Below are 26,375 nucleotides of genomic sequence, written 5' to 3' on the forward strand. Positions count from 1 at the left end.
GATGACCGACGACGACGATTTCCTGACGCTCCTGGAAGACGACCGCGACGCGGCCCCGCCAGCGTTTGCCGGCAGGTGGAAGGTGGTGGTAATCGACGACGATCCTGCCGTCCACGACGGTACCCGCTTCGCCCTCTACGACTACGAGCTGAACGGCCAGGGACTCGAGATCCTGTCTGCCCACTCGGCGGCGGAGGGGCGCGATCTTCTGCGCACCAATCCGGACACGGCGGTGGTGCTGCTCGACGTGGTGATGGAGAGCGACACCGCCGGGCTCGAACTGGTGGATTACCTGCGCAAGGAGCTCAGGAACGAAACCGTACGCATCATCCTGCGCACCGGACAGCCCGGCCAGGCGCCGGAGCGGCGGGTCATCGTCGACTACGACATCAACGACTACAAGGCAAAGACCGAGCTGACCGCCGACAAGCTGTTCACCACCCTGACCGCCGCACTGAGGAGCTATCAGCAGCTTCAGCGCATGGTCGAGACCCGGCGCGGGCTGGAGATCATCATCGAGGCGGCCTCGACACTGTTCGACTTCCGCTCGATGCAGCGGCTTGCCGAGGGCGTGCTGACGCAGCTGGCCTCGCTGCTCAACGTATCCTGCGCCGGTATCCTGGTGCTGCGCGAGAGCATCCGCGCCGGCAACAGCACCATCTCCGTGCTGGCCGGTTCGGGCTGCTACAGCAGCCTTGCCGGAGCCGCCTCGACGGAGCGGCTGGACGAGGATCTGCGCCGGCTGGTCGATGCGGCCTTCGAGCGGCGCTGCAACGAGTTCGAGGGCCGGCGCTCGGTCATCTACCTGGAGACCCAGTCGGGTCGCGAGGTGATCGTCCTGCTCGAGGCCGACAAGCAGCTCTCCGAAACCGACCGGGCGCTGGTCGAGGTGTTCTGTTCGCGCCTGTCGGTGGCCTTCGACAATGTGATCCTCTACGAGCAGTTGCAGGAGGCCAACGCGCGCCTCGAGGAACGGGTCGCCCAGCGCACGGCCGACCTGAAACGTGCCAACGCGCTGAAGAACGAGATCCTCGGGATCGTCGCGCACGACCTGAAGAATCCACTTTCCGTCATTCTCGGCCGCGCCGAGATGCTGGCCGAACAGGTCCGCCGCACTCCGTTCCCGCTCGACAGCACCTGCAACCAGGTCGAACAGATCTCGATCGCCGCCAGGCGGATGACGCAGATGGTCGAGGGGCTGATCGTCGAGGCCATGAACGACGCCGACGATATCTCGATCCGCCGCCAGCCCGTCGATGTCACCGCGCTGATCGAGGAGGTCTCCGAGGCCAACCGGACACTCGCCGCCCGCAAGGATCAGGTCCTCGAGGTCGCCTGCGCGCCAGCCATGCGCATCGAGGCGGATGTCGACCGCCTGCGCGAGGCGATCGACAATCTGGTTTCGAACGCGGTCAAGTATACCGAGCCGGGCGGCAACGTGAGGATCGAAGCGGACACTGGCGACGGCGCGGTCACGATCCGCGTCCGCGATACCGGCCCGGGACTGACCGGCGAGGACATGGGCCGGCTGTTCGGCCGCTTCCAGCGCCTGTCCGCCAAGCCGACCGGCGGTGAATCCTCGACAGGGCTCGGCCTGTCGATCGCCAAGCGCATCGTGGAACTGCATGGCGGCCGCATCACTGCCGAGAGCCCGGGTCCGGGCCGGGGCAGCACCTTCTCGATCCTGCTGCCGGCCAACGGCGAGACTCTTCAGTCGGCGAACGGCAGGCCGACATAATTCTCGGCAAGCGTCCGCATCGCGGCCTGCGAACTGGTCACGTAGTCGAGCTCGGCAAGTTGGATCCTCTGGCCGAACGGTCCCGTTTCGTCGAAGCGGTGCAGGAGCGACGTCATCCACCATGAGAAGCGCTCCGCCTGCCAGACGCGCCTCAATGCAGTGGCCGAATAGGCCTCCAGCAGATCCTCGTTGCCCGTCCGGAACCAGCGCACGAGCGCGCGCGACAGGGTCCGGACGTCGGCGGCGGCGAGGTTGAGGCCCTTCGCCCCGGTCGGCGGGACGATGTGCGCGGCATCCCCGGCCAGGAACAGCCGGCCGTGCTGCATCGGCTCGGCGACAAAGCTCCTGACCGGGGTAACGCCCTTCTGGAGCACGGGTCCGCGCGCCAGCGGCCATCCGCCGGGAATTTCGGCACGCCGCTCCAGCTCATCCCAGATCCGCGCGTCAGGCCAGTCGCCGAGGTCGACATCCGCCGGGCACTGCAGGTAGAGCCGGCTCACGGTCGGCGAGCGCATCGAGAACAGGGCGAAGCCCTCGTCGTGGCGCGCATAGATGAGTTCGTCCGACGACGGCGGCGCCTCCGCCAGGATGCCGAGCCAGCCAAACGGATAGACGCGCTCGTAGACCCTGAGCCGCTCGCTGGGGATCGCCGTGCGGCCGATGCCGTGGAAGCCGTCGCAGGCGACGACCACCTGGCAGTCGAGAATCTTCGCCGCGCCGTGCTGCGTGTAGCGGATCGACGGTGCGGCCGTGTCGATACCATCGAGACCGTCGACCTTCGCCTCGAAGCGCAGATCGCCGCCGGCCGCCAGACGCGCGGCGATCAGATCCTTCACGACCTCGTGCTGAGCATAGACCATCACCGACTTGCCCTCGGTGAGCGACGGGAAGTCGATCCGGTGCCGCTCGCCACGGAACCGGAGCTCGATGCCTCGATGGAGAAGACCGATCTGCGCCATGCGCGCGCCGAGGCCGCTTTGCGTGAGCAGGTCGACCGTGCCCTGCTCCAGAACGCCGGCGCGAATGCGGCTTTCCACGTAGTCGCGGCTGCGCGCTTCCAGCACGACCGAACCGATGCCCTCGAGATTCAGGACGTGCGACAGCAGGAGACCAGCCGGTCCTGCCCCTATGATGCCGACCTGAATGCGCATGGTCTCCTCCGCACACGGCGTTCTTGTTCTGCGCAGGATGGCTGCATGAGGCGCCCCGCGGACAGACCAGCCACCGGGAAACGCCGATCAAAAAGGCGGTGCCCTTGACCACGGCACCGCGCACCGGAGATAAGCACCGGCTGCGGCCGGCGCCCGGCCGCCCGGTCCGCCGTGCCGGCGGCCCGCCGCATATTCCGCAGGAAGACAGACCATGACCGTCCGCACCGGCCGGGACATTCTCGGCATCCCCGGCCCCACCACGATCCCCGACGAGGTGCTGGGGGCGATGCATCGTCCGGCCATCCAGATCTATACGGGCGAGCTCGTCGGCATCACCGACAGCCTGCTGGCCGATCTGCGCACCGTCATGCGCACTGCCGGGCGGACCTACATCTATGCCTCCAACGGGCATGGCGGCTGGGAGGCGGCGCTTACCAATGTGCTGTCGCGCGGCGACACCGTGCTGGTTCTGGAAAGCGGCCGCTTCGCCCACAACTGGGGCGAGATGGCGCGCATGCTCGGTGTCCGCATCGAGACGCTGGAGGGCACCTGGCGTGACCCCGTCGATCCGGCGAAGGTCGAGGCCCGCCTCAGGGCCGACACCGGACGCACGATCAAGGCCGTGCTCGTTGTCCAGATCGACACGGCTTCCGGCGTGGTCAATGACATTCCGGCGATCCGCGCCGCCATCGACGCGGCGGGTCACGATGCCCTGTTCCTGGTCGACACCATCGCCTCGCTCGCCTGCATGCCCTTCGAGATGGATGCCTGGCGGGTCGATGTCTGCGTCGCCGCCGCCCAGAAGGGTCTGATGACGCCGCCAGGACTTGCCTTCCTCGGCGTCAGCGACAAGGCGCTCGCCGCCCACAAGGCCGCGGACCTGCGCACGCTGTACTGGGACTGGACTGCCCGCGAGGGCGCCCTGCACTACCAGAAGTACTGCGGTACGCCGCCCGAGCACCTGCTGTTCGGCCTGCGCAAGGCGCTCGACATGCTGCTCTCCGAGGGGTTGGAGAATGCCTGGAAGCGTCACGCCCTGCTCGCCGAGGCGACCCGCCGCGCGGTCTCGGTGTGGGCGCAGGGCGGCGCGCTCGAGTTCAACATCCGCGACGCGTCCGCCCGCTCGCCGTCGATCACCACCGTACTGATCGGCGAGGCTTACAGCCAGCCGGCGTTGCTCGACTACTGCCTGGAGAAATGCAACGTCACTGTCGGCGGCGGCATCGGCGAGCTGAAGGGCAAGGCGCTGCGCATCGCCCATATGGGCTACTGCAACGCGCCGATGCTGTTCGGCATGCTGGGTGCGATCGACATGGGGCTGAAGGCGCTGGACATCCCGCACGGTCAGGGAGCCGTGCAGGCGGCGGTGGACTACCTCGCAGCCTCGGTCCCGGCCTGAGCGGCAGCCGTATCGAACTCCTCCGCCATAGCCACGACGGCGGCCGCGACCACCGTGTCGCTGGCCGTGACGTGTCCGACCAGCAACCCGCTGCGCGGCGCGCCAAGACACCAAGCCGACGGCGCGTCGACCGAAGCGGGCTCGCTCGGCAGCACGGACAGGAGCACAACGCCTGCCCGCGTCTGCTGCGGCGGCCACGTCATGTCTGTCCGCGACAGCGTCCGGGTGCCACCCGGACACCGCTGCGGGTGCATGGCGACGGCACGGCGCCGCACGGCCGTTGCGTCAGGCGGCGGCGGGCGACTTCACCAGTTCGATCACCGGCTCGAAGCCCTCGAATTCGGGATGGCCGAGATAGAGCACCTTCGACTGTCCGGCGTTGCGGTGCGCCATGCGGAAGGCTTCCGACTTCGTCCAGTTCTCGAAGTCGGCCTTGGTGCGCCAGATGGTGTGCGAGGCATAGAGCGTGTGATCCTCGCGCTCCGGTCCCTTGAGGAGGTGAAACTCCACGAAACCCGGAACAGCGTTCAGATGGCTGTCGCGGCTGCGCCAGATCTCCTCGAAATCGGCCTCCGACCCCTTGGCGACCTTGAAGCGGTTCATTGCCAGAAACATCGTCAGTCCCTCTCCTTGATGATGGGATATCTGGTGCGCGTCAGCGCGGCTTGAAGTGCACGGGCACGGTAAAGGTGTAGACCGACCGACCGCTCTCGACGGGAATCGGCGGGAATGGCGACGCGCGCTGGACCATCGCCAGCACCTCCTGGTCGAACACCGCCTGCCCGGACCGGCGCGCGAGCTTGCTGGCCCGCACCCGCCCGTCGGCCGCGAGCGTGAAGGTGACGACGGCGGTGCCGGAAAGCCGCTGGCGGGCCGCCGCGTCGGGGTAGCGCTTGAACCGCTGCAAGTGGGCGGCGACCCGGCCTGCGTAGGACGACAGGATGGCGCGCCCGCCGTCCGCCGCGCGGGTGCCGCCGCTGCCGACCTGCTCGCCAGCCGGTGCTGCGCTGCTACGGGTACCCGGCCGGCTGCCGCTCTGGCCCGTCGCGGGCTGCTGCCGGCCTGCCGGTCGGGTCTGCACCGGACGGGGCTCAGCCTGCTTCGCAACGCGCTGCGGCGCGGGTGCTGCCCGCGGTCTTGCCGGTGTCGTCTCGACGCGCGGCACATCCGCAGGGCGCGCCATCGGCACGGGCACCTCGTCGCGCGCGGCGATGGCGTCCGCGTCGGCCACCGGCGTCAGCGTCACAGTGGACCGCTCGGCCGGCTCGCTTGCCGCCGTCTCGACGTCAGCGACCGGCTCGGCCACTGCGAACCCGCCGTCCCAGGCATTGACGGCAACGGCGTCCTCGGGCTCGGTGGCTGCGACCTGCGGCGTGAGCGGCTCCGCCGCGTCTGCCGGGCTGACAGGTCCTGCCGTGGCGGCGGGTGCGCTCACCGGCTCGGTCGGCTCGGCGGGTTCCGACACCGTCTCGGCCGCAGTCGGCGCGACGGGCTGCGCCGCCGTCGGTTCGATTGGATCGGTTTCGGCGGTCTCGCCGGGGTCGGCAGCCGCCTGTGCCATATCCTCCGGGTCCAGCACGTCGGCGATCGAGGCCATCGGCAGACCCCAGACCGCCCCCGCGCGCCCGGCCGAGCGTTCCATCGCCAGCTCCTGCGAGGGCATCGCCAGGCCGAACAGCGCGGCGTGCAGGCCGATCGCCAGCACGGCAGCGACGATCCATTGCCGGGCGCTGATCATCGGCCGGCCTCGCGCCGGGTCACGAGCCGCACCTGCTGAACGCCAGCACCGGCGAGCGCGGCGAGAATCGCGGAGAGGTCCCCGGCCGGCAAGGCCCGGTCGAGCACCACCGGCAGTGGTGCCGACCGGTCCAGCGCAGGATCGGCGGCCACCGCCTCGCCGAGCCGGTCGGGTGACAGGGCTTGACCGCGCCAGGAGACGAAGCCCGCCTGCGAGACATAGATCGCGTCGGCTGGTGGCCGGCTCGCCGGGCTCTCGGCGGTGCGGGCGAAGTCGACCCGGAAGTCGGCGCGGGGCATGAGCGTCCCGGCAATCAGGAAGAAGATCAGCAACAGGAAGACGACGTTGATCAGCGGCACGACGCCGTCGTCGGTGCGCGGACGTGGAGTGCTGACAAGCCGCATGCGCCGCCTCACCGCACCAGGATAACGTCGCCCACGCCAGCAGACCTGGCGCGCTCCAGCGCCCGCACGATGTCCTGCACACTCGCCCCGGCGGCCGGCCGGACCAGAATTCGGGCCGGCTCGCCTCCTGTCGCCGCGCGCAACGCCTCCGCAAGCGCCTCCGGCCCGACGCGGGCACCGTTGACGTGCAGATTGCCCTCGCCATCGACGCCGAGAAGCACCGCGACGACATCCGCGGCCGGTGCAACGCCCGCGCGCCCGCCAAGCGCAACCTCCACGATCGCGAAGCGCGAGAAGGTCGAGGCGAGCATGAAGAACAGCAGCAACAGGAAGACCACGTCGATCAGCGCCGTCAGCCCTGTACCCCGGCGCTTCGGCCCGGCAGCCTCAACCCGCATGGATCCTGGCCCCCATCGGCCTGATCGGCACGGGATCGGCCTCGCGTGGCGGGGCCGGACGCGGCGGGTGGGTGAGCACCGCCGTGGCCAGCCGCTCCAGCTCCTGGCGTTCGACGTCGACACGCGCATCGAACCAGTGCAGCACGAAGGAGATCGGGATCGCGACCCCGAGACCGACCGCGGTTGTCAGCAGCGCCACCCAGATGCCGCCCGCCAGCCCCGCCGGATCGACGTCGCCACCGCTTGCCTCCAGAACCTTGAAGGCGTCAATCATGCCGATCACCGTGCCGAGCAGGCCGAGCAGCGGCGCCGCCTGCGCGATCGCCTCGAGACCACGCAGATAGGATCGCGACGCTGCCAGCGCCTGCGATGCGGCCTGTTCGACGCGCTCGCGCACATGCGCTGCGTCGCGCGCCTCGGCCAGCCCGTCCATGGCCACCCTCAGCACACCTGCGATCGGACCGCCGAGCGCCGCGATCTCCTGCCGCGCCGTGTCGATGTTGCCCCGGCACCACATCCCGACCGCCCGCGCGCAGGCGCGCCGATTGCGCCGCCCGAACCGGGCGAACTGGAGAAGCTTGGCGATGACGATGGTCAGCGCGACCACGGACAACGCCAGCAGGATCGCGACGATCGGACCGCCGAGATCGAGGAGGCCGCCGAGGCTCGTCAGAATGTCTCCCGCCGCGCTGTGCGGCGCGATCCCGACGGCCGTGCCGACATCGCCCGGTCCACCTGGCAGCGACTCCGGCCCTGGCGTTATACCGAGGCCGGCCGACCCGCCCGTCGTCTCGTCCATGCTCTCCTCCGGTCAGTCACCGGCTACCGCCGTGACGAAGGCGACCCCGTCGCGGCTGGTGACGTTGATCGCGGCGAGACAGGTCGCGGGGTCGAGCCCCTCGCCGACGCAATCCGTCACGTCGTTCAGCAGCACCCGGGCGATGGCTGGGCAGGCGAGATCGCGGATGTCGAATTGCTGGACGCGCGTACGGCCGGACGACAGCGGCCGCGGCTTGAGCAGCAGGAAGCGGATCACCCGCCCCTCGGCGTCGAACAGCACGGTCTCGACAGACATCGCCTCGATGTTGACATCGAGCCCATTGGTGAACATCAGCGTCAGACGACAGCCGCCGTCGATGTCCTCGAGCCGGTTGAGCTCGAGATCAAGCCGTCCGCGCGGCTCGTCGGTTGTGGCGGCAGCCGCCGGGCCGATGCAGGCGAGGAGGAGAAGGAGCGCCCGTACCGACCCGGCGACCGGCCACGGACCCCGTGTCACTTCACGCTGCCTGACGGCCGCACCCGCATCCCCCGACACCGGGACGGCCTGGTCCGGAGAGTGTGTGTTGCGTGACATAGGGTCCGGTTCCGTGATCTCAGGGCTTGTAGACCTCGGCCTCGGCGACCTGCTCGCCGACGACCCCGAAGCGCAGCGTCGCGGCGAACTTGGCGTTGAAGCCGGGCTGGAAGATCGGCGAACCGGACGCGACGTTCAGGTAGTTGCCGTAGGTCGTGTCGAAGAGGTTCTCGAGCCTGATATCGAAGCGAAGGTTGTCGTTCGGCTCATAGTTCGGCTCATAGGAGGCGAACAGGTTGACCAGCGTGTAGCCATCGATGATCGACGGCCGGAACGGAGCCCCTGGCACGAAGGCGAGGTTGTCGTAGGGCATCACCATCTGGGCCTCCGCGCCGAACACGAGCTTCTGGTCGAGCGCGCGGAAGCCGAGGCGACCGGTGACCTGGTTCGGCGGGATCGACCACAACGGGGTCGGCGTGCCACCGCTCATGTCCTGGCCCTGGATGCTGGCCAGCTGCACGCCGGTGAACATCCAGCCCGTGTCGTAGAGCGCCTCGAGCTCGAAACCCTCGATCTCGACCTTGTCGATGTTCTGGTACTGGGCACAGATCGGGATCGCCCAGGGCAGCGGAACGAACGGACAGCCGCTGCCGGGCACGAACGGGGACAGGTAGACCAGCCCGATATAGTTGTCGACGTCGTTGTGGAACCAGGATGCCTTGGCGCGGAACCCGTCACCCGGATTGAGGATGTTGTCGCGCGCGTAATTGAGGCCGATCTCCCACGTCTTCGCCGTTTCCGGTATGAGGTTCGGGTTGGGCAGGAACGGGAAGGCCACACCGGCAGGATGCAGGCCGGTCATCAACGTCTCGATGATGCTCGGCGAACGATAGCCCTCGGCATAGGTGCCGTAGAGCTGGGTGCCGGCCAGGAACGAGTCCTCGAACGGCTTGACGCCGACCGACAGGCGCGGCGAGACACGGTCGCCGCTGCTCGACACGCCTGTGCTCGGCCCGGTGCCGTCAAGCTTGTAGCCGTCCCAGCGCAGCGCGCCGATGATCTCGAGCCAGTTCGAGAACTCCACCTTGTCCTGGATGTAGGCGCCGTAGACCGACCGGGTGCCGGACGGGTTGTAGACGCCGGCGCCGCCCAGAGCGTCGATCGTCTCCGCGTCATCCTCGACCCAATCGCCGCCGACCGTCAGCGTGTGCCGCCAGGCCCCGGTGTCGAACCGCGCATTGTTCCACACATCGAAACCGTAGGTGCCGAGCGTGAAGTCGCGCGTCGAGCCGGGGGGCACGAACACCGGCAGGCCGGTCACCTGATCGTAGCGGGTCGAGCCGACCAGTGCCGTCTGCTTCTGGTCGGCGTCGGTGTAGAAGCCGCTCAGGGTGAAGTCGATCCACGGGGTCTCGGGCGCGGCGTAGGTGTACTTTCCGGTGAACTGGTTCTGCTCGAGCTGGACGTCCTGGACAATGCCGGACTCGTACCAGTCGTCGCGACTGCCGATCCAGCCAAGCGTGATCTCGTGGTTGTCGGCCGGTCGGATCTGCGTCTTCGCCATGCCGCCGAGCACCTCGTACTGGCTGAACGGCACCACGGTACCGTCGCCGTCCTTGTAGTCGTCGGCAGTCCGGTAGAGCACGTTGCCGATCACGTCGAAGGTCTGACCGTAGCGCGCCGCACCGGTGGCGCTCGCCATCCAGCCGTCGCCATTGGTCTCGTAGCGGCCCTTGACCGAACCGGCCGCGACCTCGTCCGGCTTGAGGAAGTCCGAAGCGGACTTGGTGTCGAACACGACCACGCCGCCGATGGCGCCGGAGCCGTACGTGTTGGAGGTCGGGCCGCGCACCACCGTGACCGCCTCGATCATCTCCGGTTCGATCCACACGGTGGAGGTGGAGCCATGGTCGTTGCGCTGGAAGTTGTTGCGCGCCCCGTCGAGGATCACCTGCACCCGGCCGAAATCCTGGAGGCCGCGGATGTTGATGCTGGTGCCGACACCGGTTGCGTCCTGCGACACGCTGGTGCCGACATTCGGCATGCCGAAGAAGATGTCGGCGGTGTCGGTGGGCTGCAGGATCTTGAGCTCTTCCGGCGTCACCACGCTGACCGACGCAAGCGCCTCGACGGCTTCCTGCTCGGTGCGGCTCGGAACGACGGTGATCTCCTCGAGCAGCACCGCCGCTTCGCTGGTCACATCGGCTTCCTGCGCAAGGGCAGCGCCGGCCGGAACCAGGGCGGTGCTCATCATCAGCACCGTCCGGGCCACTGCGCGCCCTCCATTCCACTTAGACATCCGTACCCCCAAGCCGTTGGTAGCTGACAGAAGCGCTTCCCGTTGAGGAAACGCGGCTGGCTACTCGACGCGGGGTCTTTGGCTCGCTGACGGCGACTGGCGCCACTGCCGGGTCACGCGGTCGAGAACCCGACGATAGTTGCGTTCTAGATTAATGCGACTATTACAGTCAAGTTTGAAACCGCACGGGTCCGGCCGGCCGAGCCGGATGCCGTCGCGAGATCCTGGAGACTGCAATGCGACCAGATCCCACCCGCCCCGCCACCCGCGGCGGAGTCGTGCCGCCAGAACCGGTGGCAGAGCCGGTCAGCCTCGATTCGGCCGAACTGTTCCGCGGAGCTCGCGAGGTCGTCATCGTCCACAACCGCGAGCGCTACATCCTGCGGATCACGCGCCAGGGGAAGCTGATCCTCAACAAGTGAACGGCAAGGGGGGCAGGATCTCGAGTCCTGACCGCACTGCCTGCCACCCGAGCCATGCCGACCCGCATACCAGCCCGGAGTTGTCCGCATGCCTTGCCTCCCACCGACGCTCGCAGCTGCCGCGACAGTGGCGATCTTCGCCGCCGCGGCCGTTCCCGCCGGAGCCGTCGAAGTCGTCGATGCCGACGACCGACACGTCGAGATCGCCGATTCCAGTCACGTCGTGTCCGTCGGCGGGTCCGTCACCGAGATCATCTACGCGCTCGGACTGGGCCACCGCGTCGCCGCGGTGGATTCCACCAGCCTCTATCCACCCGGCGTGTTGAGCGAAAAGCCGGTGGTCGGCTACATGCGCGCGCTGTCGGCCGAGGGCGTCCTGTCCACATCGCCGACGCTGATCCTCGCAGAAGAAGGCTCGGGACCGCCGGAGACGATCGAGCTCCTGGAGAAGGCCTCGGTTCCCTTTGTGCTGGTGCCGAGCGAGCCCGGCGCGGAGGGCGCGCTGGCGAAGATCCGGTTCGTGGCCGAGGCGATGGAGGTGCCCGAGCGCGGTGATCGGCTGGCCAGCCTGGTCGCCGAGGATCTCGAGACCGTCCGACGGGCCGTCCAGCACGTTCCGCGCAAGGCACGCGTGATGTTCATCCTCAGCCTATCGGACGGCCGCGTTCTCGCCGCCGGGGACGGCACGTCGGCCGCAACGATGATCGAGCTCGCCGGCGCAACCAATGCCCTCACGGGTTTCACCGGGTTCAAGCCGGTGAACAACGAGGCGATACTCGAGGCCGCGCCCGACGTCATCGTGATGATGGCGCGCGGCGACCACGCAGCGAGCCCGCAGGAGGTCTTCGCGCACCCGGCGCTCGCCGCGACCCCGGCCGCGACCATGCACCGGCTGGTGACGATGGATGGGCTCTACCTGCTCGGCTTCGGACCGCGGATCGCCCACGCCGTCCGCGATCTCGCCGCGGCGATCTACCCGTCGCTGGAGCTGCCGGACCTCGAGCCCCGCTCCTGGACGACAGGTGAGACGGAACCATGAGCGTCGGCGCCGCAATTGGCCGGGCGCCCGGTGACCGGACGGGGCTCGCCATCGCGCTGTCGGCCGGCCTCGCCGTGCTGCTCGGTGTCGTCGCGCTGCTGTCGCTCGCCGTCGGGCCGACCGGCTTCATCCCCGGCCGCGCGCTCGAGGTTGTGGCGCGCCACCTGACCACGGACGCGCTCGACGCCGCACAGGCGCGCGACGCGCTGATCGTGCTCGACATCCGTCTGCCGCGCACATTGCTCGGCATCGTCGTGGGCGCGGCGCTCGCGGTGTCCGGGGTCGTCATGCAGGGCCTGTTCCGCAACCCGCTCGCCGATCCCGGCCTCGTCGGCGTGACCTCGGGCGCGGCGCTGGCGGCGGTGTCGGTGATCGTGCTCGGCACCGGCAGCCTCACCCGGATCGCCCCCTGGATGACGGTCTATGTGCTGCCGGTCGCCGCCTTCGCCGGCGGCCTCGTCACGACGATCACCCTCTACAGGATCGCCACCCGGCGCGGCCGCACCTCTGTCGCCACCATGCTGCTCGCCGGCATCGCCATCGCCGCCCTCGCCGGAGCCGCCACCGGCCTTCTCGTCTTCATGTCCGACGACCGCCAGCTGCGCGACTTCACCTTCTGGAGCCTCGGCAGCCTCGCCGGCGCGACCTGGGACAAGGTCGCCGTCGCGGCGCTGTTCCTTGCGGTCGTCCTGGCAGCGTTGCCGAAGCTCGCCGCCGGTCTCGATGCGTTGCTGCTCGGCGAGGCGGAGGCCCGCCATCTCGGCGTCCCGGTGCAATCGCTGAAACGGCTCTCGGTGTTCGCCGTAGCGGCGGCGGTCGGTGCCTCGGTGGCGGTGGCGGGGCCGATCGGTTTCGTCGGTATCGTCGTCCCCCATCTCCTGCGCCTCGTCATCGGGCCGCGCCACGCCGGCCTGCTTCCCGCCAGCGCGCTGCTCGGCGGCGCGCTCCTGGTCGCCGCCGACATGGCGGCCCGCACCGTCGTCGCCCCGGCCGAACTTCCCATCGGCATCGTCACCGCGATCCTCGGCGCGCCGTTCTTCCTGTGGCTGCTCTTGCGGCAGCGGGCGATCGTGGACCTGTGATGATCGAGGCAAGCGGCATCTGCGTGCGTCTCGGCGGACGCGACATCCTCAGCGACGTCGCCATCGCCCTGCGTCCCGGGGAACTCTCCGTGATCGTCGGACCGAATGGCGCCGGCAAGACGACGCTGATGCGGGTGCTGGTCGGCGATCTCGTCCCAAGTGCCGGCAGCGTGCGATTCGCGGGACGGCCGATCGGCGACTGGCGGGAGGCGGACCTCGCCGCCCGGCGCGCCGTGCTGCCGCAGGCTTCCCAGCTCGCCTTCCCGTTCACCGTCCACGAGGTGGTCCAGCTCGGTGGCCGGGTCGCGGCCGGCGACCAGGGTCGCGCCGCCGACCGGATCGCAGAGAGTCTGGACCTGGTCGGACTGGCCGGCTACGGCCCGCGCTTCTATCAGCAGCTGTCGGGCGGAGAACAGCAGCGCGTGCATCTTGCCCGGGTACTGTGCCAGATCCGGCAGCCGGTGGCAGACGGCGAGCCGCGCTGGCTGTTCCTCGACGAGCCGACCTCGAATCTCGACATCCGCCACCAGTTCCAGGTGCTGTCCATCGCCCGGGACCATGCCGCCGCCGGTGGCGGCGCCCTGGCGATCCTGCATGATCTCAACATGGCGAGCCTGTTCGCCGACCGGATCGTCGTCGTCTCCGACGGCCGCATCGTTGCCGACGGGCCACCCGCGGAGGTGTTGACCGACGCGCTTCTGCACCGGGTGTTCGGCGTCCGGCTGCGGGTGAATGTCGCCCCCCTCGGCGGGGCGCCCTTCGTCCTGCCGCACAGCGCCATGGACGGGCGATAGCGCCCGCCGCGCATTGGCCCCCGTCGCGACGCCCCCTTGCGGCGGAGCGGGCGAGCGGCTACCTCCGCGGCCATGGCACCTCCGATCCTGCTCCTCCAGGACATCCGGTTGACCTTCGGCGGCACGCCGCTGCTGACGGGCGCCGAGCTGTCGGTCGGCGCCGGCGAGCGCATCTGCCTCGTCGGGCGCAACGGCTGCGGAAAGTCGACCTTGTTGAAGATCGCCGCCGGCGCGGTGGAGGCCGATTCCGGGCGCCGCTTCGTCCAGCCGGGCCGGACGTTGCGCTATCTCCCGCAGGAGCCGGACCTCGGCGGCCAACCGACGACGCTCGCCTATGTCACCTCAGGCCTCGGCCCGGCCGACGATCCACATGCAGCGCGCCGACTCCTGGAGGCGCTCGGCCTGACCGGCGGGGAGGACCCCGCCAGACTGTCGGGCGGCGAGGCGCGCCGCGCCGCGCTCGCCCGCGCGCTGGCGCCGCGCCCGGACATCCTGCTTCTCGACGAACCGACCAATCACCTCGACCTGCCGGCGATCGAATGGCTGGAACAGGAGTTGAAGGCGTCCGGCGCCGCCCTGGTCCTGATCAGCCACGACCGCCGCTTCCTCGAGGCCCTGTCCGACGTCACCATCTGGCTCGACCGCGGCACCACGCGCCGACTCGATGCCGGCTTCAGCCGCTTCGAGGCGTGGCGCGACGGGCTGCTCGAGGAGGAGGAGCGCGATCTGCACAGGCTCGGGCGCAAGATCGCGATGGAGGAGGACTGGCTGCGCTACGGTGTCACGGCCCGACGCAGGCGCAACCAGGGCCGTCTGCGGGCCCTCCAGGATCTGCGCAAGGCGCACCGTGAGCATCGCCGGGCGACCGGCACCGCGCGCATGGCCGCCGCCGAGGCAGCGGTCTCGGGCAAGCTCGTCATCGAAGCCGACGCGATCTGCAAGTCCTACGGAGATCGCCGCATCGTCGACGGCTTCTCGACCCGTATCCAGCGCGGCGACCGCGTCGGCATCGTCGGCCCCAACGGGGCCGGCAAGACCACGCTGCTGTCGATGCTGACCGGCGATCTTGCCCCCGATTCCGGCACCGTGCGGCTCGGCACCAATCTCGAGATCGGCAGCCTCGACCAGCGCCGCGCCAGACTCGACCCGGACATGAGCCTGCGCGATACGCTGACCGGCGGACGCGGCGATCAGGTCATCGTCGACGGCAAGCCGCGTCACGTTGTCAGCTACATGAAGGACTTCCTGTTCGCACCCGAACAGGCGGGCTCGCCGGTCAAGGCCTTGTCAGGCGGCGAGCGCGGGCGGCTGATGCTGGCACTGGCCTTCGCCAGGCCCTCCAACCTGCTCGTGCTCGACGAGCCGACCAACGACCTCGATCTCGAGACGCTCGACCTCCTGCAGGAGCTTCTCGCCGACTATGCCGGGACCGTGCTGCTGGTCAGCCACGACCGCGACTTCCTCGACCGCACCGTCACCTCGGTCATCGCCGCGGAGGGCGATGGGCGGTGGGTCGAGTATGCCGGCGGCTATTCCGACATGCTCGCGCAGCGGCGCGGCGGGTCGGCCGAGGGCGACGAAGGCACCGGCCGACCCCGCCGTCAGCGCCCGGACGCAGCACCCGCTGCTACCGCGCCGACGCCCCATCAGCCGAAGCGGCGGATGTCCTACAAGGACAAGTTCGCGCTGGAGACGCTTCCGGCGCGGATCGCCGAGCTCGAGGCGGCGGTGGCGACGCTGCGCCGCCGGCTCGAGGATCCGCAGATCTACACCCGCGATCGCGACGCCTTCGCACGGCTGACCGCCGAGCTTCAGGCCGCCGAGGCGGAGCTGGCCGGCGCCGAGCAGCGCTGGCTGGAACTGGAACTGCTCCGCGAGGAGGTCGAGACCGGAAGCTGAGCCGCCTTGCAGGAGATGATGGCGGACATCCTCACGTCGCGTTACAACAGCGCGCATGCGCATCACCTACCGGGTGTTTCTCGTTGGCGGCATACCGATTGCCATAGCGGCGGCGATCGCGGCGGTGGCGTGGATCCTGTTGAACGAGGCCGAGCGGGCGCGGTCCGGCGCGGTGCTGGCCGGTGCCACCTACCGCAATCTGCTGATCGCGATGATCGCCCGCGACGAGTACATCAATGCCTCGCCGGCCAACCGTGGCCCGCAGGTCGAGCGTTTCAATTCGTACGCCCGCGATGCCCGCGGCAATCTCGAACAGTTGGCCGCCGTCGCCCGTGCGCCGGCCCTGCGCGATGCCGCGGCCGCCTCGCAGGAGGCGTTGACCCGCTATGTCGACAGCATGTCGGCGTTCATCCAGTCGACCGTCGAATACGACCGGCTGCTCGCCGAGATGGCCGAGCGCGTGGCGCAACTCATCGCGCTGTCGGAGGAGGCGCGCGAGCGGCAGCGCTCGTCCAATGCAGACATCATCGCCACCCTGCGCGAGCGCGACGCCGGCTTCCGGCTGATCCGCCGGCTCGTCGACAGCGCCGAGGAGCTGCGCACGGCGGTGGTATCGGCCGAATTGCACGCGGCCATGCTGCTGCTGACCTCGCGGCCCGGCATCACCGAGACCCGCGAGCGGCAGCTCGCCTTCGATCTGACCCGCCTCGGCCATGCCGTGGCGGTCCTCGAGGCGACGCTCGGGCCGCGCGATCCCCCGGCGATCGCCACGCTGAAGGCGCTGTGGGCAGACTATGAAACGGCGATCAACGGATTTCTGAATGCCGGCCCGCAGCGGATCCTGATCGCGGATCATGCGATCTCGGGTGCCGGACAACGCATCGCCGAATGGTCCGACCGGCTGCTAAAGGTGAAGACTACCGAGCAGCGGGCGCTCTACGAGGAGATCGCCCAGCTCGTCGCCTATTCGGTCGAGGCCAACGAGACCGAGCGCACCACCCAGAACGTCGCGCTGGAAGTGCTGAAGCTGGGCCAGCGGACCGCGGCCGCCCTGTCGCAGCGCGACACGCAGGCGACCTCCCATATCCTTCAGGAAAGCGCCAGCCTCGCCGAACGCGTCGCCTCGCTGCCGATCTCGCCGCTGATCCAGAGCGAGATGATCGACGCTGTCGATCAATGGCGCGATGGCCTGTCCAACGCGACCGAGGTGCTGCGCCAGCAGAACGCGCGCATCGCCGAGATGGACGGCACCGCCGTGACCATGGTGCAGGGCGCGCGGGCCCTCAACGACCTGTTCACCTCGGACGCCGAGAAGATCGGCGACACCATCCGCAACATCCTGATCTTCGGCGCTGCGGCCGGCCTTCTGTTCGGGGCCGCCACCGCCTATGTCGTTGCCCGTTCGATCACCCGGCCGCTGCTCAGGGTACAGCAGGGCATGGTGGACCTCGCCGCCGACCCGCTCGCCCGCCCGATTGCCGACGCCGACCGGCGCGACGAACTGGGCGAGATGGCGCGGGCCGCCAATTTCTTCGTCGCCGAGATCGGCAAGCGCGAGCAGGCGCTGATGCGCGCCAAGGAGCGCGCCGACAGCGCCCTGACGGACCTGCAGCGCGCGCAGGCCGATCTCATCCAGGCCGAGAAGCTCGCCTCGCTCGGCCAGCTCGTTGCCGGCGTCGCCCACGAGATCAACACGCCGATCGGCATTGCCCTGACCACGGGCACCCAGCTCGCCGAGGAGGTGCAGCGTTTCAACCGGGCGGCCGGAAGCGGCCAGCTCCGCCGCTCGGATCTGAAGCGTCTGACCGAGAGGATGTCGGAGGGCGCCACGCTGCTGTTCGCCAACCTCAACCGGGCCGCCGAGCTTGTCCACAGCTTCAAGCAGGTCGCCGCGGATCAGGCCGGCGGCGGGCGGCGCAGCTTCGACATGCGCACCTGGCTCGACGAGCTGACCACCAGCCTCGGCCCGGCCCTGCGCAGGTCCGGCCATGTGCTCGACATACACTGCCGGGACGGCCTGGAGATGAATACCTATCCCGGTGCGCTCGGTCAGGTTCTGACCAACCTGATCATGAACGCGCTCACCCACGCCTATGACGAGGGACAGGTCGGCCGGATGACACTCGTCGTCGACGAGCCGGCCGCCGATATGGTGCGCATCGTCTTTCGCGACGACGGCCGGGGTATCGCCCCGGCGTTTCTGCACCGCGTGTTCGACCCGTTCTTCACGACCGGACGCAGCCGCGGATCGACGGGCCTCGGACTGCACATCGTCTACAATCTCGTGACCAATACGCTGCACGGCAAGATCGACATCGACAGCACGCCGGGCAGCGGCACCATCTTCGTGATCGAGCTTCCCGTCTCGCTCGATGCGGAGGCGGATCACCACGTCCCCGTAGAGGCCTGAGGGAGAAGCAGCGTGAAACGTACCGCCGTTCTCGCCGCCGGACTGGCGGCCGGTCTCCAGGCCGCCGCGCCGGCTGGCGCCAAGACCTTGGTGTATTGTTCGGAAGGCACCCCGGAATCGCTCAATCCGCAGCTCGTCACGACGACGACCGGCCTCAATGCGGCCCGCCAGATGTTCAACAATCTCGTCGAGTTCATCCCCGGCACGACCACGCTGCGGCCCGCGCTCGCCGACTCCTGGACGATCTCGCCGGACGGCACCGAATACACGTTCCACCTGCGCGACAACGTGCGGTTCCAGTCCAACGACATATTCACGCCAACGCGGCCGCTGAATTCCGACGACGTTCTGTTCTCGCTCGAGCGGCAGTGGAAGGAGGATCACCCCTATCACGGCGTGTCCGGCGGCCGCTTCGACTACTTCAAGGACATGGGGATGCCGGACTTGCTGAAGTCGATCGAGAAGATCGACGACCGTACCGTCCGCATTACCCTCGCCCGACCCGAGGCGCCCTTCCTCGCCAATCTGGCGATGCCCTTCAACGCGATCCTGTCGGCCGAGTATGCCGCCCAGCTGCTCGAGGCCGGCACGCCGGAACTGCTCGACGAGAAGCCGCTCGGCACCGGTCCGTTCGTCTTTCGCGGTTTCCAGAAGGATGTGGCGGTGCGCTATGGCGCCTTCGACGACTACTGGGAGGGCCGCCGGCCGCTTGACACCCTGGTGTTCTCGATCACGCCCAACGCCGCGGTCAGGCTCACCAAGCTGAAGGCCGGCGAATGCCACGTCATGGCCTTCCCCAATCCGGCCGACATCGGCCGTATCGCCGAGGATCCGTCGTTGCGGCTGCTGCAGCAGGAAGGGCTGAATATCGGCTATCTCGCGCTGAACACGCAGAAGCCGCCCTTCGACGACGTGCGCGTGCGCCATGCCATCAACATGGCGATCGACAAGCAGGCCATCATCGACGCCGTTTACGGGGGCGCAGGAGTGGTGGCGAAGAATCCGATCCCGCCTACCCTGTGGTCCTACAACGACGATATCGAGGATTTCCCCTACGACATCGCGGCGGCCCAGCAACTGCTCGCAGAGGCCGGCTACCCGCAGGGATTCGAGTCCGACCTCTGGTACATGCCGGTCAGCCGCCCCTACAACCCGGATGCACGGCGCATCGCCGAGATGATCGCCAGCGATCTCGCCAGGATCGGCATCCGGCTGGAGCTGGTCACGCAGGAGTGGAGCGATTACCGAATCTCGCTGCAGAACGGCGAGCACGCGATGGCGCTCTATGGCTGGACCGGCGACAATGGCGACCCGGACAACTTCCTGCACGTGCTGCTCGGCTGCACCGCGGCACGCATCGGCGGCAACAACGTCGCGCGCTGGTGCGATCCCGAGTTCGACGCCCTTGTCAATGCGGCGAAGCTCACATCTGACCAGGAGGAGCGCACGGCGCTCTACCGCAAGGCGCAGGAGATCTTCAAGCGCGAATCCCCCTGGGTGCCGCTGGCCCATTCGGTGGTGTTCATGGCCGAACGCAAGGAGGTCGAGGGTTTCAGGATGGATCCGCTCGGCCGGCAGCCCTTCGACGGGGTCGACCTGAAGCCGTGAAACGGACTGCCGTGCCAGCCGCCGGACGGAACCATCTGGGGTTGCGGCTCCGGGCCGGCTCCGCGACGGCGGTCGCCGACCCGCAGTGCATGATGCAGCGATCCCAAGGAAGCGTCGGTCGCGCGGACGTGGCGCTTGCCAACCGCACCGATCTCGACCGGGTGCGAGCCCGCAGCCTGATCGGGCGGCTCTACGCCGCCCGTCCGTACCCGCCGCCGCCGGGCGTCACCATCAGCACCTCGTCGTCGGGCTGCATTTCCAGCTTGCGGGCGACATTGACCGGCTTGCCATTGATCTCGTAGCGGCCGGGCGCGCCGTTGCCCCCGCCGTCGAGGCCTTCGGGCCCCTCCTTCAACCGGCTCGGAATGGCATTGAGCAGCCAGGTCGAGCCGGAGCGCATGCGGAACCCGATGATCTGGCCGTCGCCGCCGCGCTGACGCCCCGCGCCGCCGGTGCCGCGCGCCAGCTCCTTGCAGGTGAACTCGATCGGGAAGGCCGCCTCCAGAACCTCGGTCGGCACGGCGGCAACGCCGGTCGGGTAGCAGATCGCCGACAGGCCGTCCTTCATCGCCCGCGCGCCCATGCCGCCGGAATAGTTGAACATCGAGCTCGTGAACGGCTTGCCCGATCGGTCGCGGCCCTGGATCTGGATCGTCCACACCGCGCCGGAGCCCTCGGCCACCACGCGCTCGGGCGCGACATGCGCCAGCGCCTTGAGGATCGGAAACGGCACATACATGCCGACCACATGCCGGGCATTGACCGGCGCCGGATACCTCGCGTTGACGATGCAGGAATCCGGCGCCACCACCTTGATCGGGGCGAGCGAGCCGAAGTTGTTCGGCAGCTCGGGGTTCAGCGTCGAGCGCACCGCGAAGGTCGCGTAGGCGTGCGTGTAGGCCGGCACGACGTTGATGCCGATCGGACTGGGTCCGGACGACCCCTCGAAGTCGATGGTGATGTCTCCGGCCTCCCGGTCGATGGTGACCGCCGTATGCAGCGTGATGATCTCGCCGCTGGGGACGTCGAACCGGCTCTCGCCATGCCAGGTGCCGCCCGGCAGCTGGGAGATCGCCTTGCGGGTCGCCATCTCCGAGCGCGTGATGATCTCGTCGGCGAGTTCCTCGATGTCGTCGAGCCCGTAGCGGTCGCACATCAGGTTGAGCCGTTCCGCGGCGATGCGGCCGCTGGCGACCTGCGCCCCGAGATCGCCGAACAGGGCGTCGGGCGTGCGGACGTTCCGGCGCAGCATCGCATGCAGGGTCGCATTAGCGACTCCCCCCTCGTAGAGCTTTAGCACCGGAATCCAGAGGCCTTCCTCGTGGATGTCGCGCGCCCCCGAGCCGACGCCGTAGCCGCCGATGTCGGTGTGATGGATGGTCGAACCGCAATAGCCGATGATCCTGCCCTTCCGGAAGATCGGCGTCAGCACGGTAATGTCGAAGAAGTGTCCCGCCGACATCCACGGATCGTTGGTGATCAGCACGTCGCCAGGCTTCAGCGTTTCCGGCGGGATCTCCCTCAGGAGGTTGCGTGCTGCCGCCGCCAGCGAATTGATGTGGCCGGGCGTGCCGGTCACCGCCTGCGCCACCATCCGGGCGCGCCTGTCGAACAAGGCGTTGGCGAGGTCGCCGGCCTCGCGCACCACTGGCGAGAATGCGACCCGCTGCAGAGCGCGGGCCTGCTCGCTGACGATCGAGATCAGATTCGACCAGAGGATTTCGAGTTCGATACCGTCCATTGCGCAACGCCTCATGATTCAGCCGTCACGGCTGTCACCATTGCCGATCGTCAACCCGAACGGTGACCCGGTCGATCCGGGATCGGCAGGGTACGGCAGCATGACCGTCGCGCCCCCGAAACCGGCTCTGCGCGCCGCTGCGGCCGGGATGACGGCGGATACTCTGGATGCCATGGCAAAACTCCATCTCAGGCCGCCCGCTTGCGCGCGATGAGGCTGCCGCTGTCGTCGAGTTCGAGCCGCCATCCCGCCAGCACGAAGATCGTCGTCTCGCGCTCCTCCACGATGACCGGCCCCTCGATCGCCTGGCCGGGGCAGAGCGCATTGCGGTCGTAGACCGGCACGTCGACCGGCGTTTCGGCGAGATGCACGGGTCGGGTCCGCTTGGGGCGCGCCGGTTCGGCCGGAAAGGCGACCTTCGCCTCGCGTGCCGGCGGCCTGCCCTGGGCGATCACGCGCCAGCTGACGACCTCCACCGGCATGTCGGCGAGCGTCAGGGCATAGACCTTCTCGTATTCCGCCTCGAAGGCCGCGCGCAGGCGGGCCGGATCGCCGATCGTGCGCGGATCGGCGTCGAACGCCACCGAGACTTCCGACTGCTGGCCGACATAGCGCATGTCGGCAGCGAAGCCGAACCGCGCCTCCTCGGGTCTCAACCCCGCTTCCGCGAGCGCCGCCGTGCCTTCGGCGATCATTGCGTCAAGCGTCCTGCCGAGCCTTGACCAGTCGATCGCCTCGAGCCGCGCCAGTTCGCTGCGCACCAGATCGATCCTGGTTGGCGAAACCAGCGTCCCGAAGGCAGACAGCACGCTCGCAAGCGGCGGATAGATCACCATGCTCGCGTCGATCAGCGAGGCGACCTTGCAGGCATGAACGGGCCCGGCACCGCCGAAGGCCAGCATCGGCAGGCCGCGATAGTCGACGCCGCGGTCCGTGGCATGGGCGCGCGTGGCGGCGGCCATCTGTTCGCACACCACCTCGAAGACACCGAGCGCGGCCTTCTCGGGGCTGACGCCGAGCTTCGCGCCGAGCCGCCCCAACGCCGTCCGCGCCGCAGCGGCGTCGAGCTTCATGTCGCCGCCCAGGAAATTGTCCGGGTCGAGGATGCCGAGCACCACGTCGGCGTCGGTGACGCAGGGCTCGGTGCCGCCCCGCCCGTAGCAGACCGGGCCGGGATCGGAGCCGGCGGAGTCCGGCCCCGTCTTCAGCAGGCCGAGCGAGTCGACTCGGGCGATCGAGCCGCCCCCGGCGCCGATCTCGATCATGTCGATCGACGGCACCGTGATCGGCATGCCGCTGCCCGGCTTGAACCGGTAGCGCCGGTCGACCTCGAACTCGCCGGTGACCAGCGGCTCGTGGTCGAGGATCACACACGCCTTGGCCGTCGTCCCGCCCATGTCAAACGACATCAGATCGGGAATGCCGAAGCGGCGCGAGAAGTAGCTCGCCACCAGAGCCCCCGCCGCCGGCCCGGATTCGATCATCCGCACCGGATTGCGTCCGGCGGTCGCAGCGCCGACCACGCCGCCGCTCGACAGCATGATCAGCGGCTGCTGGGCGAAGCCGCGGGCAGCGAGGCGCGCGGTCAGGGCTTCGAGATAGGGCCTGGTTATCGGCTCGGTGTAGGCGTTGATCGCGGTGGTGGAGGCGCGCAGATACTCGCGCATCTGCGGAGCGATATCACTCGACAGTGACACGAACAGCTCCGGCGCCGCCTCTGCCAGCGCCGCCCCGACGGCCTTCTCGTTGGTTGGATTCTTGTAGGAATTGAGCAGGCAGACGGCGACGGACTTGACCCCCTTGGCCTTCAGTTCCTCCGCGATCACCCGGACTTCGGCCGGATCGACCGCCAGCCCGATCCCGCCGTCGGCATAGGTGCGTTCGGCCAGCGTGAAGGTCAGCTCGCGGCTGATCAGCGGCTCGGGGAACTCGATCTGCGGATCGTACATGTCGTAGCGGTGCTCGTTGCGGATGTAGAGCACGTCCCGGAACCCGCGGGTCAGGATCAGCGCCGTCGGGGGGCCCTTGCGCTCGATGAGCGCATTGGTGACGACGGTCGTGGCATGGACGACGACGTCGTCCACCGCGGCCGGACCGATCCCGGCACGCCCCAGCACCATGTCGACACCGCGGAAGAATCCCTCCAGCAGATCATGATGGGTGGTCAGCGTCTTGTCGACGAAACTGCGGCCGTCGTCGGACAGGAGGACGATATCGGTGAAGGTTCCGCCGATATCGACCGCCAAGGCGTAACGCGTCATGCAGGATACTCCGTGCAGCCCAGATTCTCGGAAATGCGTCGCGCCGCCTGCAGCACCGAGGCGACGAGCGCGGCCGGCGGCTCGGCGGGCACGTGCTGCAGCGAGCCGGCGACGGTGATGGTGGCAATGAGGTCGCGGCCGGCACCGAAGATCGGTGCGGCGAGCGCGTTGACCCCGACAAGCGTCTGCTCGGGGGCGGTGGCCCAGCCACGCCGGCGGGTGGCCTCGACCTCGGCTTCCAGCACCTTCAGATCGGTGTTGGTGTGCGGGGTCCAGCGCTTCAGCGGCTTGCCGCGTACCGCGGTCCACAGTCGCGCCGGCCCGAAGGCGAGCGCCACGCGCCCCTGCGCGGAGGAATGGAATGCGAGCAGCGCGCCGGGCCGCGTCACGATCTGCACCGGCGAATGGGCGCGCACGATGTCGAGAACGCGCATTCCCTCCGGCTCGACGCTCGACAGCGTGACGGTCTGGCCGGTGTCCCTGCGCAGCTGCACCATCGCCGCGCGCGCCTCGGTCAGCAGCCGGGTCGAATCGGCGACGGCTTGACCGAGATGGAACAGCCGCAGTGTCAGCCGGTATCTCTCGGTGGCAGGATCCTGCGAGACGTAGCCGAGCGCCTTCAGCGTACGCAGGTAGCGGAAGGTGCGGGTCTTCGGCATGCCGAGCGCCTTGGCGAGGTCCGTGACGCCGATCGGCTCGCCGAGCGCGGCCATCTCCTCGATCACCTGGAAGGCAGCGCGCAGCGACTGGATGCCGGATGGCGGATGCGCGTCCACCGACGCTTTCGGGGTGGCTGGCGGGTCGATCAGGTCGGTCATTGCGGGAACAGCCTTGGCAAGGTGAGCGTCACCTCCGGCACGAAGGCGACGAGAACCAGCACGGCGATGCAGATCGCGATCATCGGCAGGGCGGCGCGGCTGACGCCCTCGATCGGCACACGGCCGATCGCCGAGACGATGAACAGGCACAGGCCGACCGGCGGCGTGATCATGCCGATCATCAGGTTGAGAACGACCATCACGCCGAACTGGACGGGATCGAGCCCGATCACCCGGATCACCTCGATCAGGATCGGCATCACCAGGATCAGCGCCGCCAGCGGCTCGAGGAACAGCCCGAGCAGCAACAGGAGCGCGTTGATCAGCAGCAGCAGCAGGGCCGGCTCGCGCGTGATCCCCAGAAGACCATGGGCAATCTGGCGCGGCACGTTCTCGAAGCCGAGCACGAAGGCGGTCATGCTGGCCATGGCGACGATCAGCATGATTCCCGCCGACAGAGTCGCCGTCTCGAACAGCGCGATCCACATCTCGCGGACTCCCATCGTCCGGTAGAGGACCAGCGCCAGCAGCAGCGCGTAGAGCGCCGCGATCGCCGCCGCTTCCGTCGGCGTGAACACGCCGGACTTGATGCCACCGACGATGATGACGGGCAGGAGCAGCGCCGGCAGGCCGCGGATCAGCGAGCGCCGTCGCTCGCCCGCCGGCAGCACCGGCGAAACCGGATGGCCCTCGATGCGCGCCTTGACCAGCACGTAGACGAGCAGCGCCAGGCAGAGCAGCAGTGCCGGCCCGATGCCGCCGAGGAACAGGTCGGCGATAGAGGTCCCCGACAAGACCCCGTACAGGATCAAGGCCAGCGACGGCGGGACCAGCGGCCCGAGGATCGAACTTGTGGCAACCAGCGCGGCGGCGTAGCGGGGATCGTAGCCATCGCGCTTCATCGCCGGGATCAGCACGCTTCCGAGCGCGGAGGCCTCAGCCGTCGCCGCGCCGCTGACGCCGGAGAACAGCATGCTGGCAATAACCGTCACCGCCGCCAGCCCGCCGCGGATGCGCCCGACCACCGTCTGCGCCAGCTTGACGATCTCCTCGGTGATGCCGCCGGCATTCATGAAGCTGCCGGCAAGCAGGAAGAACGGGATCGTCAGCAGCACGAACTGATCGATGCCGGCGATCATCCGCTGCGGAAAGGCGATCAGCAGATGGGTATGGCCGATGATGAACAGGTAGGCGAGCGAGGCCAGTCCCAACGCCAGGGCGACCGGCACGCCGATCAGAAGAAAGGCGGTGAAGCCGCCCAGATAAGCGATCACAGCTGGTTTCCTCCGGCATCCGGGAAGCTTGGCCGGGCACCCGAGACGAGCGCGCCAAGGCAGCCGGCCAGATGGATCGCGACATGGACCGCCAGCAGCGCGCTCCCGACCGGAATCGCCACATAGACCCAGAACAGCGACAGCCCTGCCGGACCGCTGCCGCCGAGGATGTCGTTCCAGATGAAGTCGGCGGCCGGCATTCGCTGTCCGTCGGCGAATTGCGCATAGCGCCAACCGTAGACGACGAGGAAGCCGAGCAGGACGAGGACCGCGCTGTCGGCGAGGACGGCGGTCAGCGCCGCCGCCCGCGCCGGCAGCGCGTCGACCAGAATGCGCATCGCGGCGATCTCGCCGCGCTGATAGGCGATCCCGCAGGCCAAGAACGACACCCAGATCAGCAGGTAGCGGCAGACCTCCTCGGCCCAGATCAGCGATGCGTTCAGTCCGTACCGGAAGAAGACCTGCACGCACATGATGGCGAACAGGAGCGCCATCATCAGGCCAAGCAGACCGACCATTACGGCGCGGTAGATCCTGGCGATGCCTGTCGATGGTGCTGTCATGACGGCCTTTCGCTCCCGCAGTCGGCAAGGCGGTCCCGACCCG

General features: G+C 68.8%; 23 protein-coding genes. 9 read left to right on the forward strand and 14 right to left on the reverse strand.

Annotated features, from left to right (window positions below; all coding sequences use genetic code 11):
* Position 1: 1 nt before the first annotated feature.
* Complete coding sequence (locus tag EDC22_RS09795) at positions 2–1,738, forward strand: ATP-binding response regulator (RefSeq protein WP_132806462.1); 1,737 nt, start codon at positions 2–4, stop codon at positions 1,736–1,738.
* Here the strand turns inward: EDC22_RS09795 and pobA are convergent.
* A complete protein-coding gene (gene pobA, locus EDC22_RS09800; RefSeq protein WP_132806463.1) occupies positions 1,711–2,889 on the reverse strand; it encodes a 4-hydroxybenzoate 3-monooxygenase in 1,179 nt (392 codons plus the stop codon). The two genes, EDC22_RS09795 and pobA, sit on opposite strands and share 28 nt — an antisense overlap.
* Positions 2,890–3,100: 211 nt before the next feature.
* Between pobA and EDC22_RS09805 the strand changes: the two genes are divergently transcribed.
* A complete protein-coding gene (locus tag EDC22_RS09805; RefSeq protein ID WP_132806464.1) occupies positions 3,101–4,288 on the forward strand; it encodes a pyridoxal-phosphate-dependent aminotransferase family protein in 1,188 nt (395 codons plus the stop codon).
* Here EDC22_RS09805 and EDC22_RS09810 read toward each other — a convergent pair.
* The 8 genes from EDC22_RS09810 to EDC22_RS09845 form a co-directional block, all read right to left on the reverse strand.
* Positions 4,261–4,491 (reverse strand): hypothetical protein, encoded by a 231-nt coding sequence (locus tag EDC22_RS09810; RefSeq protein WP_132806465.1) that lies wholly within the window; start codon positions 4,489–4,491, stop codon positions 4,261–4,263. The genes EDC22_RS09805 and EDC22_RS09810 overlap by 28 nt on opposite strands.
* A gap of 82 nt (positions 4,492–4,573) precedes the next feature.
* On the reverse strand, positions 4,574–4,903 hold the full coding sequence (hmuQ, locus tag EDC22_RS09815) for a heme-degrading protein HmuQ (RefSeq protein ID WP_132806466.1): 330 nt from the start codon (positions 4,901–4,903) through the stop codon (positions 4,574–4,576).
* A 40-nt stretch (positions 4,904–4,943) separates the two neighbouring features.
* The gene (locus EDC22_RS09820) at positions 4,944–5,993 is read right to left on the reverse strand and encodes an energy transducer TonB family protein (RefSeq protein ID WP_165926855.1); all 1,050 of its coding nucleotides are present in this window, start codon (positions 5,991–5,993) and stop codon (positions 4,944–4,946) included.
* A gap of 29 nt (positions 5,994–6,022) precedes the next feature.
* Positions 6,023–6,430, reverse strand: a complete 408-nt coding sequence (locus tag EDC22_RS09825) for an ExbD/TolR family protein (protein ID WP_132806468.1) — start codon at positions 6,428–6,430, stop codon at positions 6,023–6,025.
* An 8-nt stretch (positions 6,431–6,438) separates the two neighbouring features.
* Entirely contained in the window at positions 6,439–6,828 is a 390-nt protein-coding gene (locus EDC22_RS09830) for an ExbD/TolR family protein (protein ID WP_165926856.1), read from the reverse strand.
* Positions 6,818–7,627, reverse strand: coding sequence for a MotA/TolQ/ExbB proton channel family protein (locus tag EDC22_RS09835; RefSeq protein WP_132806470.1), 810 nt, complete (start codon positions 7,625–7,627; stop codon positions 6,818–6,820). Before EDC22_RS09835 ends, EDC22_RS09830 begins: the two co-directional genes overlap by 11 nt.
* Positions 7,628–7,639: 12 nt before the next feature.
* The gene (locus tag EDC22_RS09840; RefSeq protein WP_132806471.1) at positions 7,640–8,104 is read right to left on the reverse strand and encodes a hypothetical protein; all 465 of its coding nucleotides are present in this window, start codon (positions 8,102–8,104) and stop codon (positions 7,640–7,642) included.
* Between the two features lie 97 nt (positions 8,105–8,201).
* On the reverse strand, positions 8,202–10,376 hold the full coding sequence (locus EDC22_RS09845; RefSeq protein WP_165926857.1) for a TonB-dependent hemoglobin/transferrin/lactoferrin family receptor: 2,175 nt from the start codon (positions 10,374–10,376) through the stop codon (positions 8,202–8,204).
* Positions 10,377–10,657: 281 nt separating this feature from the next.
* Here EDC22_RS09845 and hemP point away from each other — a divergent pair, with 281 nt between their 5' ends.
* The 7 genes from hemP (at position 10,658) to EDC22_RS09880 (ending at position 19,675) form a co-directional block, all read left to right on the forward strand.
* Positions 10,658–10,843, forward strand: a complete 186-nt coding sequence (gene hemP / locus EDC22_RS09850) for a hemin uptake protein HemP (RefSeq protein ID WP_132806473.1) — start codon at positions 10,658–10,660, stop codon at positions 10,841–10,843.
* A gap of 88 nt (positions 10,844–10,931) precedes the next feature.
* A complete protein-coding gene (locus tag EDC22_RS09855; protein WP_132806474.1) occupies positions 10,932–11,882 on the forward strand; it encodes a heme/hemin ABC transporter substrate-binding protein in 951 nt (316 codons plus the stop codon).
* Entirely contained in the window at positions 11,879–12,964 is a 1,086-nt protein-coding gene (locus EDC22_RS09860) for a FecCD family ABC transporter permease (protein ID WP_132806475.1), read from the forward strand. The genes EDC22_RS09855 and EDC22_RS09860 overlap by 4 nt, the downstream gene beginning before the upstream one ends.
* Complete coding sequence (locus EDC22_RS09865) at positions 12,964–13,758, forward strand: heme ABC transporter ATP-binding protein (protein WP_132806476.1); 795 nt, start codon at positions 12,964–12,966, stop codon at positions 13,756–13,758. The genes EDC22_RS09860 and EDC22_RS09865 overlap by 1 nt, the downstream gene beginning before the upstream one ends.
* A 72-nt stretch (positions 13,759–13,830) precedes the next feature.
* Positions 13,831–15,657: an ABC-F family ATP-binding cassette domain-containing protein gene (locus EDC22_RS09870; protein ID WP_132806477.1), complete on the forward strand. Its 1,827-nt coding sequence runs from the start codon at positions 13,831–13,833 to the stop codon at positions 15,655–15,657.
* Positions 15,658–15,712: 55 nt separating this feature from the next.
* A complete protein-coding gene (locus EDC22_RS09875) occupies positions 15,713–18,067 on the forward strand; it encodes a sensor histidine kinase (RefSeq protein ID WP_132806478.1) in 2,355 nt (784 codons plus the stop codon).
* Between the two features lie 12 nt (positions 18,068–18,079).
* The gene (locus EDC22_RS09880; protein ID WP_132806479.1) at positions 18,080–19,675 is read left to right on the forward strand and encodes an ABC transporter substrate-binding protein; all 1,596 of its coding nucleotides are present in this window, start codon (positions 18,080–18,082) and stop codon (positions 19,673–19,675) included.
* Positions 19,676–19,865: 190 nt separating this feature from the next.
* On the opposite strand, the gene EDC22_RS09885 is transcribed toward EDC22_RS09880, so the two are convergent.
* The 5 genes from EDC22_RS09885 to EDC22_RS09905 all read right to left on the reverse strand — a co-directional run bounded on the left by EDC22_RS09885 (position 19,866) and on the right by EDC22_RS09905 (position 26,332).
* Positions 19,866–21,416 (reverse strand): hydantoinase B/oxoprolinase family protein, encoded by a 1,551-nt coding sequence (locus EDC22_RS09885; RefSeq protein ID WP_132806480.1) that lies wholly within the window; start codon positions 21,414–21,416, stop codon positions 19,866–19,868.
* A 188-nt stretch (positions 21,417–21,604) separates the two neighbouring features.
* Complete coding sequence (locus tag EDC22_RS09890) at positions 21,605–23,677, reverse strand: hydantoinase/oxoprolinase family protein (RefSeq protein ID WP_132806481.1); 2,073 nt, start codon at positions 23,675–23,677, stop codon at positions 21,605–21,607.
* Positions 23,674–24,495, reverse strand: a complete 822-nt coding sequence (locus EDC22_RS09895; protein WP_132806482.1) for an IclR family transcriptional regulator — start codon at positions 24,493–24,495, stop codon at positions 23,674–23,676. Before EDC22_RS09895 ends, EDC22_RS09890 begins: the two co-directional genes overlap by 4 nt.
* On the reverse strand, positions 24,492–25,769 hold the full coding sequence (locus tag EDC22_RS09900) for a TRAP transporter large permease (protein ID WP_132806483.1): 1,278 nt from the start codon (positions 25,767–25,769) through the stop codon (positions 24,492–24,494). Before EDC22_RS09900 ends, EDC22_RS09895 begins: the two co-directional genes overlap by 4 nt.
* Positions 25,766–26,332 (reverse strand): TRAP transporter small permease, encoded by a 567-nt coding sequence (locus tag EDC22_RS09905; protein ID WP_165926858.1) that lies wholly within the window; start codon positions 26,330–26,332, stop codon positions 25,766–25,768. The genes EDC22_RS09900 and EDC22_RS09905 overlap by 4 nt, the downstream gene beginning before the upstream one ends.
* Between the last annotated feature and the right edge of the window lie 43 nt (positions 26,333–26,375).

It is taken from the genome of Tepidamorphus gemmatus, from assembly GCF_004346195.1.
Classification (GTDB): Bacteria; Pseudomonadota; Alphaproteobacteria; order Rhizobiales; family Tepidamorphaceae; genus Tepidamorphus; species Tepidamorphus gemmatus.